The 15,533-nt window shown below is 67.2% G+C and carries 11 protein-coding genes; 7 read left to right on the top strand and 4 right to left on the bottom strand.

All coding sequences use genetic code 11. The features are described 5' to 3' along the window. The first annotated feature begins 5 nt into the window (after window positions 1-5). From WOC76_RS17335 to WOC76_RS17345, 3 genes are all read left to right on the top strand, one after another. The gene (locus WOC76_RS17335) at window positions 6-248 is read left to right on the top strand and encodes a DUF2312 domain-containing protein (protein ID WP_341389161.1); all 243 of its coding nucleotides are present in this window, start codon (window positions 6-8) and stop codon (window positions 246-248) included. Window positions 249-355: 107 nt separating this feature from the next. Then, window positions 356-1,990: an outer membrane beta-barrel protein gene (locus WOC76_RS17340; RefSeq protein ID WP_341105077.1), complete on the top strand. Its 1,635-nt coding sequence runs from the start codon at window positions 356-358 to the stop codon at window positions 1,988-1,990. Between the two features lie 41 nt (window positions 1,991-2,031). Further along, window positions 2,032-3,432, top strand: coding sequence for a lipopolysaccharide biosynthesis protein (locus WOC76_RS17345; protein WP_341105076.1), 1,401 nt, complete (start codon window positions 2,032-2,034; stop codon window positions 3,430-3,432). Here the strand turns inward: WOC76_RS17345 and WOC76_RS17350 are convergent. Both WOC76_RS17350 and WOC76_RS17355 read right to left on the bottom strand, forming a co-directional pair. Further along, entirely contained in the window at window positions 3,429-4,286 is an 858-nt protein-coding gene (locus tag WOC76_RS17350) for a glycosyltransferase family 2 protein (protein ID WP_341105074.1), read from the bottom strand. The genes WOC76_RS17345 and WOC76_RS17350 overlap by 4 nt on opposite strands. Then, window positions 4,283-5,515, bottom strand: a complete 1,233-nt coding sequence (locus tag WOC76_RS17355; protein ID WP_341105072.1) for a glycosyltransferase family 4 protein — start codon at window positions 5,513-5,515, stop codon at window positions 4,283-4,285. Before WOC76_RS17355 ends, WOC76_RS17350 begins: the two co-directional genes overlap by 4 nt. Window positions 5,516-5,614: 99 nt before the next feature. Here WOC76_RS17355 and mgtA point away from each other — a divergent pair, with 99 nt between their 5' ends. Both mgtA and WOC76_RS17365 read left to right on the top strand, forming a co-directional pair. Then, entirely contained in the window at window positions 5,615-8,206 is a 2,592-nt protein-coding gene (gene mgtA, locus WOC76_RS17360; protein ID WP_341389162.1) for a magnesium-translocating P-type ATPase, read from the top strand. Beyond that, window positions 8,199-9,704 carry a bifunctional aminoglycoside phosphotransferase/ATP-binding protein gene (locus WOC76_RS17365; protein ID WP_341105071.1) on the top strand — a complete coding sequence of 502 codons (1,506 nt, stop codon included), beginning with the start codon at window positions 8,199-8,201 and terminating at the stop codon, window positions 9,702-9,704. Before mgtA ends, WOC76_RS17365 begins: the two co-directional genes overlap by 8 nt. Before the next feature lie 29 nt (window positions 9,705-9,733). On the opposite strand, the gene WOC76_RS17370 is transcribed toward WOC76_RS17365, so the two are convergent. Both WOC76_RS17370 and WOC76_RS17375 read right to left on the bottom strand, forming a co-directional pair. Then, window positions 9,734-10,717, bottom strand: a complete 984-nt coding sequence (locus tag WOC76_RS17370) for a zinc-dependent alcohol dehydrogenase family protein (protein ID WP_341108731.1) — start codon at window positions 10,715-10,717, stop codon at window positions 9,734-9,736. A 12-nt stretch (window positions 10,718-10,729) separates the two neighbouring features. Next, on the bottom strand, window positions 10,730-11,167 hold the full coding sequence (locus WOC76_RS17375; RefSeq protein ID WP_341105070.1) for a GNAT family N-acetyltransferase: 438 nt from the start codon (window positions 11,165-11,167) through the stop codon (window positions 10,730-10,732). Between WOC76_RS17375 and WOC76_RS17380 the strand changes: the two genes are divergently transcribed. Together WOC76_RS17380 and secA are read left to right on the top strand one after the other, a co-directional pair. Then, window positions 11,166-12,149, top strand: a complete 984-nt coding sequence (locus WOC76_RS17380; RefSeq protein ID WP_341105068.1) for a polysaccharide deacetylase family protein — start codon at window positions 11,166-11,168, stop codon at window positions 12,147-12,149. The two genes, WOC76_RS17375 and WOC76_RS17380, sit on opposite strands and share 2 nt — an antisense overlap. Before the next feature lie 215 nt (window positions 12,150-12,364). Beyond that, window positions 12,365-15,190, top strand: a complete 2,826-nt coding sequence (secA, locus tag WOC76_RS17385) for a preprotein translocase subunit SecA (RefSeq protein ID WP_341105066.1) — start codon at window positions 12,365-12,367, stop codon at window positions 15,188-15,190. Window positions 15,191-15,533 lie beyond the last annotated feature (343 nt).

Here is a 15,533-nt window from a genome sequence, read left to right on the forward strand (position 1 = left end):
GTGACATGGACACCAACGGCGTCGACGGCGGCCATCTGCTCGCCTTCATCGAGCGAATCGAGAAGCTCGAGGAGGAGAAACGCGCCATCGCGGACGACATCAAGGATGTCTACGCCGAGGCCAAGGGCACGGGCTTCGACCCGAAAGTGATGCGCAAGATCGTTTCACTGCGCCGCCTGGACAAGCACAAGCGGCAGGAGGAGGAAGAGATTCTCGGCCTCTATCTCTCCGCGCTCGGCATGGAGTGAGGCCGGAGTGCGCCCGGAGTGAGCCCGCCCGTAAGCTTGCGTTAACCATGCCTCCCTACTGCTAAGGCCGCGCCTGCGCTTCCGCGCGCGCCTTGGCGAGGGACGACGTGCCGTCTGAAACACCGCGGAGCCGCATTGCCTCCGCCGCGCTTTGCGCGGCGCTGCTGGCGCTCGCCCCCGCGCCGGCCGGTGCGCAATCCCGTTCAGACGCCCCCCTGTCGACCCTCGCGCCCGTCGCACCAGCCCAAGATCCGGGCGACGACGTGTCGATCCCGGCGGAGCCCGCGCCGCCCCTGCGCGGATCCCTGGAGGACGGCGGGCCGAGGTTCGCCGCCAGCGCCGATGCGGCGCCGGCGCGGCGCCCCAAGGGCTACCCTGCGCCCTATCCCGCGCCCCGCGCGCCCTATCCGCCGCCCTTCGCGCCGAAGACCCCGCTGCCGCCGCTCGAGTCCTACCGGACGTCTTATGTCGCGCGCCAAAACCTGCGCCTGCGCCCGAACGCGACGCCGCCCGCCGTCACGCCGCCGCCGACGGTCGCCGTGACGCCGACGCCGAAGCAGAGGCCCAAGCCAAAGGCAGAGCAGAATCCTTTCGATCCGCTTGGCGTCGCGGTCGGCTCGACGCTGCTTTTCCCCTATGTCCAGGCCAGCGGAGGCTACGACGACAATCCCAATCGCCTCGCCCCGGAATTCAACCCGCGCCCCTCCGCCTTTTTCCGGGGCGAAGGCGGCGTGAGGGTCAAATCCGGCTGGGACCGCCACAGTCTCGAAGGCGAACTGCGGGGCGGCTATTCGGAATATGTCGATTACGCCGAAGCGAGCCGCCCCGACGCGACGGGCCAGGCGGCGGCGCGCCTCGACGTGACGCGCGACGCCGCCCTCGATCTGCGCGGCCGTCTGTCGCTTGACACCATGCGCCCCGGCGCGCCCGCGCTCGCCTCCGGCCTGCCGAGCGTTTACGTCGTCAACCGTCCGGTCGTGCTGGGCGTTGGCGCGCAGGCCGGACCTCGGCAGAAGTTTGGGCGCTTCAATGTCTCGCTGCGTGGCCTCTTCGACCGCGTCTGGTACGAGAACGGGCGCTATTCGGACGGCTCCACTCTCGAACTAGCGCGCTCGAGCTACAACGACTTCGGCGGCTTGCTGCGCGTCTCCTATGAGGCGACGCCCGACGCCGAGCCCTTCGTCGAAGCAACGCTCGACCGGCGCATTCACGATGCGCCCACCGACTTCAACGGCTTCTATCGTGACAGCAAAGGCTATGTGCTGCGCGCGGGGGCCGACGTCAATCTCACAGCATTGGTCAGAGGCGAGATTTCGGGCGGCTATGGGCGGCGCGATTATGCCGACCCGCGCCTGACGCCGCTGCGCGGCCCGGTCATCGACGCGGCGCTGATCTATACGCCGTCCGCTTTGACCACCGTGACGCTGCGCGGCGCGACGAGCCTGAACGAAACGACGCTGGCCGGCGCCAGCGGCGCGCTCAGTCGCTCGCTGACGGCGACTTTGTCGCATGACCTCCTGCGCAATCTCAACGTCACCCTCACCGGCGATTATTTCACCAATAATTATCAGGGGACGGATGTGCAGGAACGCGGCGGCGGCGTCGGCGTGCGGCTCGAATACAAGATCACGAGAAGCGTCTCGCTTCGTGGCGGCTATATGCGCGAGATGCTCGACAGTTCCTATCCGAACGCCGACTATACCGCGAACGTCTATTCGGCCGGCCTGAGATTCCAGCTTTGAGCCTTGGGCCGCATGCAGCCGGACGCGGCGGGTCATGGGGAATGGCGACGCCCTTTCTCCTCAACAGCCTGCTGAACTTCGCCATTGGCCTCATGGTGGCGAAGGCGCTGGGGCCTTCCGAATATGGCCGTTTCATGCTGGCGCTCGCCGTCGCGATCGTCTTGCAGACGCTCCTCTTCGACTGGCTGCGCCTCGCCGCGACGCGCTTCTATTCCGCGCGCGACCGCGACGAACGGCCGGAAATCCGCGCAACGCTCGACGCGTCCTTCGCGGCGCTCGCCGCCTTCGCGATCCTCCTCGCGCTCGCCATCGCATTCTTTCGACCCCGCCTGCCGCTCGACCCCGGTCTCGCGGCGCTCGCCGTGGGCGTTTCGCTGACCAACGCGCTTTTCGACTTTGCGGCGGCCCTGCTGCGGGCGCGTTTTCACACAGCCGCCTATGGACGGCTCGTGATCGCCAAGAACGGCCTCGCGCTTCTCGCGACGGTCGGCGGCGCCTTTCTCTTCGGCTCGGCAAAGGCGGCGCTCGTCGGCATGATGATCTCCGTTCTCGCGGCCCTCGCCGCGAGCCGGCGCCATCTGATCGATCCCGGCGCCAGCCTTCACAAGGCCGAGCGCGTTCTGCTCGCGCGTCTTCTCGCCTATGGCCTTCCCATCATCCTCGCCGCCGCACTCTATCAGAGCGTGCCCCTCGCCAACCGCGCGCTGCTCGCACATTCCGGCGGTTTCGCGGAGGTGGGCCTCCTGTCCCTCGCCTTCGAGACCGGCGTCCGGATCGTCGGCGCCGTGGGCTCGGCGATCGACGCGATCCTGTTCCAGATCGCCGTGCACAGGGAAAGAACCGACGGCGCCGGGGCGGCGCGCGCGCAGATCGCGGATAATCTCGGCGCGGTCTTCGCCCTTCTGCTGCCTGCCGTCGCGGGCGCCTGGCTCATTCTCCCGAGCTTCGAGGCGCTGTTCGCGCCGCGCGCCTTTCAGGGCGCCTTCGCGGCGTATTTCACGCTGACGGCGCCCGCGCTCTTCGCTTTTGGCATGGTGAATTACGGCGTCAACACGGCTTTCCAGCTCGCGCAGCGGCTCCGGCCGCTCGTCATCGCAGCGCTCGTCGCCGTCTTCGCGAATTTTCTCGCCCTCGCCCTCCTGCCAGCCTCGCCCGGCGCCGCGCGCTTTGCTGTGGCGCAGTCGGTTTCGAGCATGAGCGGGCTCGCCGTCCTTGTCGCCATGCTCTTTGTCCTCGAGCCCATGTGGCCCCGCGCGCGCGACATTCTCGGCGCCCTCGCCGCGACCGGCGTCATGCTCGCCGCTGGGCTGCCGCTGCGCGCCCTGCCGCCCGGCGCATCGACGCTCGCCCTTCAGCTCGTCGCGGGCGCAGGCCTCTACGGCGCGCTGGCTTTCGCCTTCGACATCGCGGGCTTTCGCGCCATGGTGAAACGCTCGGCCTAAAGATCGAGAATGCGCACCGGCGCGCATCTTGCGTTCAGCATGTCCGAGAGCGCCAAAAGATTGCCGCGCAGGCGGCCGCGCCGATCGATATGCGCCTCGGGACGCAGCGACCGCACAAGATTGGCGAGCATGTTGCGCAAGGCTGTCAGGAGCGCGAAACGCGCCGACGCCGTCCCCTTGCGCCAGAGATAGAGCGGATTGGCGATCTGCGAATAGCCGAGCCGCACCCCCGACAGGCGCCCCGTCCGCGCGCCGAGATGCACGCCCGCGAAATGATTGGTCCGCACGACGCGCCCGAAGGCGGCATACCGCGCGGAAAAATCCGTATCCTCCAGCCAGCCGTAGAGCGGCAGATTTTCATCGAACCGCAGATGCGGCGCCGCGTTGAGCCGAAAGGCCATGTTGCAGCCATAGGTTCCCGAGGAGTCTTTCAGCCAGGGAGTCGCGGGGCGGTAACAGGCGATCAGGGCGTCCGCCTGTTCGAAGGTGAGGCCGCCCCGGTTGATCCCGTCGGCGATGAGATGGCCGGAGGCTGCGACGATATCCGGATGCGTCGCAAACAGGCGCTCGACGCCCTCGACGAATCCGGGCGCCGGCGCGTAATCGTCATCGACGAAAACGACGATGTCGGCTTCGGCGCCGATGAGGTCGAGCGCCTGATTTCGCTGGGCGGCGAGGCCTCTTTTTGGCGCGACGACATAGCGCGCTGGGCCGAGCGCCTCTGGCGCATCCTCGGGCGCGGCGCCGACGACGAGAAGATCGCTCGGCGGGCGCCGGAGCCGCGAGAGCCGCGCGAGCGCCTGGCCGGCGATGGCAGGGCGGCCCGCCGTCGCAATGACGACGACGATTCTCATTGCAGGGCGTCCCAGTCGGCGCGCGCGGCCGCATGGACCGCCGCGATCGCGTCGAGATGGCGGTCGAGCGTAAGCGGTTCGGCCCAGTAGCGCGCATGGGCGGCGAGCGACAGGCGCCGCGCCAATTCATCATCCTTCAGCAACTCGATGCGCGCGGCGAGCGACCGCGCGTCGCCGCAGTCGAACCAGAAGCCCGTCTCGCCGTCGGCGACCGTCTCGCGCCCGGCGCAGAGATCGCTCACGATCACGGGGACGCCCTGCGCCAGCGCCTCATGGATCGTGAGCGGCTGGCCTTCGTACCAGACAGAGGGAAAGACCAGCGCCCGCGCGCGTCGCAGCGCGTCGCGCACGCCGGCGGGCGGGAGCCAGCCAAGAAAGCGCGCTTGCGGAAATTCCTTCTCCAGCGCGGCGCGCTCCGGCCCGTCGCCGACAAAGACCGGCGTCACCCCGGCGAGCCGCGCGGCCTCGCCGAAATAACGCGGCCCCTTCTCCGCCGACAGGCGCCCGACGAAGAGGAAGTCCGTCGCGCCCGCGCCGTCGGGCGGGCCGGGATCGGCGACGTCGATCGGATTGGAAATCTCGTGGAAAACCGCGCCCGGCAGATAGGGCGCCATCGCCGCGCGCTGCAATTTCGAAAGCGTGACGACATGGCGCGCGAGGCTCGTGAGGCCGCTCGCATGGCGCATGAGCGCATGACGCCCGACGCGCATCACCTTGCGCGGGTAGCCCCGCGAGTCGCAATTGTGCAGCACGCAGCGCGGCGACATCGCCATGCGTCCGCAATCGCGCCCCGCGCCGTGATCGTAGAAGCCGCCATTGGGGCAGGCGAGATAATATTCGTGCAGCGTCTCGACGACAGGCAGGCGCGCGCGCATGAGCGCGGGGCCGATCGCAGGAGACAGCGCCTTGGCCCAGCCATGCAGATGGACGATCGTTTGCTCCGGGTCGCAACCGGCAAGCAGCGCGGAAAGCCGCCGCGCCGCCGTCACATTCCACAGCCACTGCGCGCCGAAGCGCGTCAGAGACGAGGCGGAAAGAACGTCGGACTGGGCGAGCAGGGTGATGTCCACCCCCGCCTCGATCAGTCCCGGCTCGACCGGCCCCACCGCGGCGAAAAAATCGACGCGGACGCCGCGGCGCGCGAAACCGATCGCGCTGTCGATGGCGACCTTGGCCGCGCCGCCGTTGATATACGCATGGTCATTGATGACGACGAGGCGTGCGGTCACCGCGCTGCTGGACTTTTCCCGTGAAAACGACGCCTCTATCCTAGAACGCGCAGGTTACGCGAACGTGAACCTGACAGTTCGCCGCCCGAAAGGAGCGCAATGAATTTCCTCCCCCACGAAGACAGCGCCACGCGCGCGACGCTTTTGCGGGCCGCCGCCGCCGATCCCGGCGCGCTGCTTCAGGCGCTCGACGCGTCGCGCGACGGCCTCGCACAGGAGGAAGCGGCGCGTCGCCTCAGGCGCGTCGGCCCGAACGAAGTCGCGCGCGAAGCCGGCGGCGGCGCGCTGCGCGAACTCGCCCGGCATGTCTTCAATCCGCTGAACGGCTTGCTGCTGACGCTCGCCGCCGCCTCCTTCGCGCTCAGCGACCGGCGCGCGGCGATCGTCATTTCCGCCATGGTCGTGCTCAGCGTGCTTCTGGCCTTCGTGCAGGAGCATCGCTCCAACGCGGCGGCCGCGAAGCTGCGCGCCATGGTGCGGACCCACGCTTCCGTGCGGCGCCCCGGCGCGGGAGACGATCCCTTCGTCGAAACCTCGCTCGAGGCGCTCGTCCCCGGCGACATCGTGCGCCTCACCGCCGGCGACATGATCCCCGCCGACGTGCGGCTGATCGTCGCCAAGGATCTCTTCGTCAATCAATCGACGCTCACCGGCGAGTCCATGCCCGTCGAGAAATTCGCCGCCGCCGCGCCGACGCATGAGCCGTTCGAGGCGCCCTGCCTCGCTTTCATGGGCTCCAATGTGGTGAGCGGCTATGGCGAGGCCGTCGTCGTCGTCACCGGCGCGCACACCGCCTTCGGCGAGATCGCCGACAGGATCGGCGAGGAAGAGGATTCCACCGCCTTCGACGAGAGCGTGAAGAAATTCACGCTTCTGATGATCAGCTTCATGGCGGTGATGGCGCCGGCCGTGTTCTTCATTAACGGCTATTTCAAGGGCGACTGGCTGGCGGCCTTTCTCTTCGCCATCTCCGTCGCGGTGGGCCTCACGCCGGAAATGCTGCCGATGATCGTCACCGTCAATCTCGCCAAGGGCGCCATGGCGCTCTCGCGCGAGAAGGTCATCGTCAAGCGCCTCGTCGCCATCCAGAATTTCGGCGCCATGGACGTGCTCTGCACCGACAAGACGGGCACGCTCACGCAGGACCGCATCATCCTCAAGCGCCATCTCGACATCTATGGCGAGGACTTCGACCGCGTGCTGGAGTTCGCCTATCTCAACAGCCATTTTCAGTCGGGATTGCGCAACCTCCTCGATGTCGCCGTTCTCCAGCACGCCGAGATCGAGGCGCGGCTCGAGCCCCACAGAAGTTTCAGGAAAATCGACGAAATCCCCTTCGACTTCGAGAGGCGCCGGCTCTCCGTCGTGGTCGAGAGCGAAGATGGCGAACACCTGCTGATCTGCAAGGGCGCCGTCGAGGAAATCTTCGCCGTCTCTACCCGCTTCGAGACCGCGCAAACGAGCGGCGCGCTCGACGCCTCCCATCTCGAAAGCGCCCAGCGCGAGACGGCCGAACTCAACGCCGACGGCTTCCGCGTGATCGCCGTCGCCTATCGGACGGTGTCGCCGCAGCACGTCTATACGGCGGCCGACGAGCAGGACCTCATCCTGCTCGGCTATATCGCCTTCCTCGATCCGCCCAAGGAAAGCGCGGCGCGCGCCATCGCCGATCTGCGCAAGGGCGGTGTCGCCGTGAAGATCCTGACCGGCGACAATGACATCGTCACGCGCAAGGTCTGCCGGGACGTGGGCCTCGACATCGATGCGCTTCTGCTCGGCGCCGATATCGACGCCATGGACGACGCGGCGCTCGCCCGCTGCGTCTCCGCCGTCACGGTCTTCGCCAAGCTGTCGCCGCCGCAAAAGGCGCGCGTCGTCGCGGCGCTGCGCGGCAACGGCCATGTCGTCGGCTATCTGGGCGACGGCATCAATGACGGCCCCGCGCTGAAAGCGGGGGATGTCGGCATCTCGGTCGATACGGCGGTCGACATCGCGCGCGAATCCGCCGACATTATCTTGCTCGAAAAGAGCCTCTCGGTGCTGAACGACGGCGTGCTGGAAGGCCGCAAGGTCTTCGCCAATATCCTCAAATATGTGCGCATGGGCGCAAGCTCCAACTTCGGCAACATGTTCAGCGTGCTCGGCGCGAGCGTCTTCCTGCCCTTTCTGCCGATGACGCCGATCCAGATTTTGACGAACAGCCTGCTCTATGATTTTTCACAGACGGCGATCCCGACGGACAATGTGGATGAAGAGTTTCTCGCCCATCCCCGCAAATGGGACATTGGCGGCATCGCGAAATTCATGCTCTATCTCGGGCCGGTGAGCTCGATCTTCGACTATGCGACCTTCATCCTGATGCTCGTCGCCTTCAACGCCTGGGACAAGCCGCAGCTCTTTCAGACAGGCTGGTTCGTCGAGTCGCTCTTCACCCAGACGCTCATCATCCACATCATCCGCACGCGCAAGCTCCCCTTCATCGAGAGCCGCGCGAGCGCGGCGCTGATCACGACGACGATCGTCGTCTGTCTTGTCGGCGCCGTTCTTCCCTTCTCGTCCTTCGCGCCGATCTTCGGCTTCACGCCCCTGCCCGCATCCTATTGGCCGGCGGTCGGTCTTTTCCTGCTCGGCTACGCCATCCTCGCGCATCTCGCCAAGACGGCCTTTTTCCGGCAGTTCGACGATGACTGATCTCGGTCCGCAACAGGAGACCGTCGAGTTTCTCGCAAATAGCCTCGGCGCGACACGCATCATCGTGACGCATATCTCGGTCGTGATGCTCGGCGCGACGCGCGTCTACAAGCTCAAGCGCGCCGTGCGTCTGCCCTACCTCGATTTTTCGACGCCGGCGCGGCGGCTCGACATGTGCGCGCGAGAGGTTGCGCTCAACCGGCGCTTTTCGGCCGCGCTTTATCTCGGTGCGCGCCGCGTAACGCGGGAAGCCGACGGCGCGCTCGCGCTCGACGGCGCCGGCGCCTTCGTCGACGCCGTCGTGGATATGCGCCGCTTCGCCGACGACGCGCTCTTCGAGGACATGGCCCGCCGGAGCCGGCTAACGCCGGCGCTGATCGAACGCCTCGCAAGGCGCGTGGCGCAGTCCCATGACGCGGCGCCGCCCGACAGAAGCCGCGGCGGCGCGGAGGCGATCGCGCGCATCATCGACAGCATGGCCGAAAGCCTGCGGCAGGCGCCCGCGGGCGACGGCGAGGAAACCGACGCGCATCTTTCCCGCTTGCGCGGCGCGCTGGCCGAGACGGGCGCGCTGATCGACGCGCGGCGGCGCGCGGGTCTTGTGCGGCCCTGCCACGGCGATCTCAATCTGCGCAACATCTGCCTCTTCGAGGGCGAACCCACGCCCTTCGACTGCATCGAATTCTCCGACGATATTTCAACGATCGACGTTCTCTACGACATCGCCTTCCTGCTGATGGATCTTTGCCGCATGGGCCTTCCCGCCCTCGCCAATGTCGCCTTCAACCGCTATCTCGACGCGCGGCGGGAGGAAGAGGACGACGGGCTGCCGCTCCTGCCCGTCTTCATGTCGCTGCGCGCGACGATCCGCGCCCATGTCGAGGCCGCGCAGGGCCATGGCGAGACGGCGCGCGCCTTTTTCCTGTCGTCGCGCGCCCTGCTGCGTCCGAGCGCCGGCGCGGTCGTCGCCATCGGTGGCTTCAGCGGCTCCGGCAAATCGAGCGTCGCAGCGGCGCTGGCGCCGACCCTCATGCCCGCGCCGGGCGCGCGCATTTTCAACAGCGACCGCATCCGCAAGCGATTGTTCGAAGCCGCCCCCGCCGAGCGGTTGCCGGCGGCGGCCTATGAAAGCGCCGTCTCCGCGAAAGTCTATTCGGACATGTTCGCGAGCGCCGCGCGCGTCGCGGCGGCCGGATGGCCGGTCGTCGTCGACGCGGTCTTCGACCGGCCGCAGGACCGCGCGGCGATCGAGGCGGTGGCGCGAACGGCCGGCGTTCCCTTCTTCGGCTTCTGGCTCGATGTCGACCTTGGACACCGCCTCGCCCGCGTCGAGCGCCGCATCGGCGACGTGTCGGACGCGACGGCTGAGGTGCTGGAGGCGCAGATCAAAAAGGAGACGGGCGAAATCGGCTGGCGGCGGATCGAGGCGGCCGGCGAAGTTTGCGAAGTGGCGGCGGCGCTTTCCGCCTCTCTACCGGCTTCGTTACGCCGCGCGTGACCTCCTCCCCCGCCAGCGGGGGAGAGGGCTCACGGCACGAGCACCGCCGCGCCTTGCAGGCGCCCGTCGCGCAGATCGCTCAGGGCTTCGTTCGCCTGCGCCAGCGGATAGGGGACGGCGTGCATCTCGAGCGGCAGGGTCGGCGCGAGGGCGAGGAATTCGCGGGCGTCCTCGCGGGTGAGATTGGCGACGGAGAGGAGCCGGCGCTCCTCCCACAGCAGCGCATAGGGGAAGGCCGGTATGTCGCTCATATGGATGCCGCCGCAGACGACGGCGCCGCCCTTCTTCACGGCCGCGAGCGCCTGCGGGACCAGCGCGCCGACGGGAGCGAAGATCAGCACGGCGTCGAGCGGCTCCGGCGCGGGCGCGTTCGACGATTGCGCGCTCGCCGCGCCGAGCGACAAGGCGAAGGCGGCCGCCGCATCGTCGCCGGGCCGCACGAAGGCGTGCACGCGCTTGCCCTGAAGGATCGCCACCTGCGCGATGATATGCGCCGCCGCGCCGAAGCCGTAAATGCCGATCGCCTGCGCCGGGCCCGCCATCTTGAGCGAGCGCCAGCCGATGAGCCCCGCGCAGAGCAGCGGCGCCAGCGTCGCGGCGTCGGCCCCCTCGGGCAGCGGAAAACTGAAGGACGCGTCAGCGAGCGTATGCGTGGCGTAGCCGCCGTCGCGCGTGTAGCCGGTGAAGAGCGGATCGTCGCAGAGATTTTCGCGCGCGCTGGCGCAATAGGGGCAATGGCCGCAGGCGTGGCCGAGCCAGGGCACGCCGACGCGGCTCCCGAGCGCAACGCCCGTCACGCCCGGCCCGACCGCCGCGACCCGGCCGACGATCTCGTGGCCGGGGATGATCGGAAGCTTCGGCCGCGTCAGCTCGCCGTCGACGACGTGAAGATCGGTTCGGCAGACGCCGCAGGCCTCGATGCGCAGCAGCAGCTCGCCGGCGCCGGGCGCAGGAAGCGGGCGCTCCTCCATCGCGAGCGGCGTTCCGGGTTCCCGCAGCACCATGGCGGACATCGTCTCGGGCATCTACCCCTCCCCGGCGTCTCCCTGAGGCGCCAGCCGCTTGCTCAGGAAAATCCGCTGGCCGCCCGGCGGAAAATCGGCGATTTCCCCCACCTGCGAGAAGCCGCGCCGCAGATAGAAGGCGGCGACGCGCAAGTCGAAGGTGTCGATATAGGCCCCGATGGCGCCGCGGTCGCAAGCGGCGCGCTCGGCCGCTTCGATCAGCCGCGACGCCAGACCCTCGCGCCGGCGAGCGGGCGCGACCCACAGATGCCTTATATAAAGCCAGCGCCAATGGGTAAGCCCGTTGAGCCCGGCGACGAGCGCGCCAGCCCCGTCGCGCATGACGAGGGAGAGAGGCGCCTCCTCGCGCGGGCCGTAGCGCGCCGCGATCTCCGCCCCGAGGCGGGCGGCGACCTCGGCTGATTCCACAGCCTCCATCTCGAGGCCCGGCTTTTCCATGGCAGAGTTTCTGCTACACATCGCGACCGTGAAACCCGCTTCGCTCCTGCTCCTATTTTGCGCCTCGCTCGCGGCCGCCGCAACGGCGCGCGGGGAGGAGACGTGCGGGCCGGCGGCCGTCTCGTCGGGCGCGCAGATTACGGAATACACGCCGGTCTTCGAGAGCTGCGCAAGAGGCGAGGCGACGCGGCTCGCCACCCGCCGGATGCGGATCGACGGCGACGCGCTGCTGCTGACAGTCGATCCGCAAAGCCTCGCCACCGCGCTCGAACCCGCCGCCTGCTGGCGCTGCGTCGAGACGAGCGACGCGGACCAAGCCGAAACGCGCTTCATGAAGGCCGTGCGCCCGCCGGCCGACCCTGACCGGCCGCCGACGCTGGTCAACGCCGGGCACGTTCACGGGCAAGGCGCGGGCTCCTATGTGACGGGCGACCTCTGCCCGAGCCAGAAGCCGCTCGACCGCGCCTTCATCGAGGAGGTGGCGGCGCAGGGGCCGGGGACGCCGATCACGCTCGCCGTCTCCGGCGGCTGGATCGCCCATCACGCCGCGGATTTCGCCTGGCTTCAGGACAAGCGCCGCTCCGGCGCGCTCGATATCGCCTGGGCCAACCATTCCTATACGCACCCTTACGTGCGCGGGCGCGCGGATGCGCAAAACTATCTGCTGCGCCCCGGCGTGGACCTCGACGCCGAGATTTTCGAGACCGAGAAGCTTCTCATCAGCCATGGCGAGACGCCCTCCGTCTTCTTCCGCTTCCCCGGCCTCGTCTCGGACAGCGCCCTGCTGGAGAGGCTCGAGTCGCGCCATCTCGTGGCGCTCGGGGCGGACAGCTGGCTCGCACTCGGCCCGCCGCCGCGCGCCGGCTCCATCGTGCTGGTGCATCCCAACGGCAACGAGCCGGGCGGATTGCAGATCTTCTCGCGCTTGCTCAAGAGCGGGCGGATGCCGAAGCCGTTCCGGGCGATCAACGAGGCGCCGTGAGGCGCCCGCGCCGCCCGCGCCCCTTTGGCTTACATTGACAAGGGTTGCCCCTCCCCTTATCTGTCCGGCGGAAATGCCGCGTCGGCCTGAACGCCCGGAGTCCCGGACGCTGTCGCAAGCGGTTGCTTTTCCAAAGCATTTGCGACGCTCCGCTTTGGCCGCCCCTCGACTTGGCGCAGGCTCTCGCGGCGCGCCATCGAGAAAGGTTCGCGGGAATGCTCGGCGCCCTCGCCAAGAAGATTTTCGGCACGGCCAATGACCGCCGCCTCAAGACCTATGCGCCGAAAGTCAAGGCCATCAATGCGCTGGAGCCGCAGGTCGCGGCCCTGACCGATGACGAGCTGCGCGCCCGCACGGTCCAGTTCCGCGAGCAGCTCGCGGCTGGCGCGAGCCTCGACGACCTTCTCGTCCCGGCTTTCGCGACCGTCCGCGAGGCGGCCAAGCGCACGCTCGGCCAGCGCCATTTCGACGTGCAGCTCATCGGCGGCATGGTGCTGCACGAAGGCGCCATCGCCGAGATGCGCACCGGCGAAGGCAAGACCCTCGTCGCCACCCTCGCCGTCTATCTCAATGCGCTCGCCGGCAAGGGCGTGCATGTCGTCACGGTCAACGACTATCTGGCCAAGCGCGACAGCGAATGGATGGGCCAGATATACCGCTTCCTCGGCATGTCCGTCGGCTGCGTGGTGCACGACATCAGCGACGAGGAGCGCTCCGCGGCCTATGCGAGCGACATCACCTACGGCACGAACAACGAATTCGGCTTCGACTATCTGCGCGACAACATGAAATATGAGTTCGCGCAGATGGTTCAGCGCGGGCACAATTTCGCGATCGTCGACGAGGTGGACTCGATCCTCATCGACGAGGCGCGCACGCCGCTCATCATCTCCGGCGCCGTCGACGACAAGTCGGACCTCTACAATACGATCGACCGGCTCATTCCCAAGCTCTTGAAGGAAGACTTCGAGCTCGACGAGAAGCAGCGCACCATCCACCTCACTGACGCCGGCAACGAGCATATGGAGGAGCTGCTCATCGAGGTCGGCGCGCTGACCGACGGCGCCCTCTACGAAGCGCACAACGTCACCCTCGTCCATCACGTCAATCAGGCGCTGCGCGCCCACAAGCTCTTCCAGAAGGACAAGGACTATATCGTCCGCAAGGGCGAGGTGGTCATCATCGACGAATTCACCGGCCGCATGATGCCGGGGCGCCGCTATTCGGAAGGCCTGCATCAGGCGCTCGAGGCGAAGGAGCGGGTGCAGGTCCAGCCCGAGAACGTCACCCTCGCCTCGATCACCTTCCAGAATTATTTCCGCCTCTACGACAAGCTCGCCGGCATGACCGGCACGGCGGCGACCGAGGCGAATGAATTCGCCGAGATCTACAAACTCGACGTCGTCGAAATCCCGACGAACCGCCCGGTGCAGCGCCGGGACGACGACGACGAAGTCTATCGCACGGCGAAGGAAAAGCTCGGCGCGATCCTCGAGGAGATCAAGGACGCGAACTCGAGGATGCAGCCGCTCCTCGTCGGCACCACCTCGATCGAGAAATCGGAACAGCTCGCGGAATTCCTGATCCAGCAGGGCTACACGATGATCGACTTCGCCGATCCCAAGGGATTGTCGGGGCTCTATGCGGCGGCGCGCTCCGGCGAGCCCTCGAAGATGTTCGCAGTGCTCAACGCGCGCTTCCACGAGCAGGAAGCCTATATCGTCGCCGAAGCCGGCGTTCCCGGCGCGATCACGATTGCGACGAACATGGCTGGCCGCGGCACCGACATTCAGCTCGGCGGCAATGTCGAGATGCGCGTCGCGCAGGAATGCGCCGATCTCGAGGGCGCCGAGCGGGCGGCGAAGGAAGCCGAAATCCGCGCCGAAATCGCCGACTTCAAGGAGCGGGCGCTGGCCGCCGGCGGCCTTTACATCATCGGCACGGAACGCCACGAGAGCCGCCGCATCGACAACCAGCTGCGCGGCCGCTCGGGCCGCCAGGGCGATCCCGGACGCTCCAAGTTCTTCCTGTCCCTTCAGGACGATCTGATGCGCATCTTCGGCTCCGAGCGCATGGACAGCATGCTCGTGAAGCTCGGGCTGCAGGAGGGCGAGGCGATCGTCCATCCCTGGATCAACAAGGCGATCGAGAAGGCGCAGCACAAGGTCGAGGCGCGCAACTTCGACATCCGCAAGAACATCCTCAAATTCGACAACGTCATGAACGACCAGCGCAAGGTCATCTTCGAGCGCCGGCGCGAGATCATGGGCGAGGAGAGCGTCGAGGAGCAGGTCGGCGACATGCGCGCCGAGGTCGTGGACAATCTCGTCTCGCGCCATATTCCGCACGACGCCTATGCCGAGGCCTGGGACGTTGAGGGGCTCGCAGAGGATGTGCGCGCCAAGCTCAACGTCGACGCCCCTGTCGTGGACTGGGCGAAGGAAGAGGGTATCGCCGACGAGGAGATCAAGGACCGGCTGCTCGAAGCCGCCGACGCGGCCTATGCCGAGCGCGTGGAGCGCAACACGCCGCCGCTGATGCGCATGATCGAGAAACAGGTGGTCCTGCAGTCGCTCGATACGCTGTGGCGCGAGCATCTCGTGGCGCTCGACCATCTGCGTCAGGTCATCGGCTGGCGCGGCATGGCCCAGCGCGACCCGCTCAACGAATACAAGTCCGAGGCGCTGGAGCTGTTCCGCAGCCTGATGAGCCACTGGGACGAATCCGTCACGGCGCAGCTCATGCGCGTCGAGGTGAGCTTCGAGGCGCCGCCCTCCGCGCCGCCGGAACTGCCCCCGATGGAAATGTCCCACCCCAGCCCGGTCACGCTGTCCTCGACGGCGAGCGTCGAGCAGACCGCGCTCGAGGATTTGAACGCCCGTCTCGCCAGCATGGACCTTTCCACGCAGGCGCTCGCCCCGGCGCCGGCGCGCGATCCGTCCGATCAGGCGACCTGGGGCAAGGTCGGCCGCAACGAGCCCTGCCCCTGCGGCTCGGGCAAGAAATACAAGCATTGTCACGGCAAGCTCGGAGAAGCTTAAACAACAATGACTTAACCGCCGTTGGCGGTTATGCAAAGTTATGCAAAAACGCCAAAGCACTGCATATCTTTAAGTAGATATGCGGTGCTTTTTCACAAAAGCGTGGCATCTTCCAATGACAACCAACAAGTCAACAAACAGAACAACTATTTCATGCAGTCATTGACAAGACTAGCACTGCCACGACGGCTGCAGTCATTGATACCAACTCTATCCATGTTCGGGACGGCGTTAATATATTCAAACGCGCTGGTACACAGTCAAATTGAGCGCATCTCCAAATACATATCTGCCTATATTGCAAACAAAACCATGTTACTACTCCATCCGTGCCAGACATCCA

Origin of the sequence: Methylocystis sp. IM3 (assembly GCF_038070105.1) — a bacterium.
In the GTDB taxonomy this organism is placed as follows: Bacteria; Pseudomonadota; Alphaproteobacteria; order Rhizobiales; family Beijerinckiaceae; genus Methylocystis.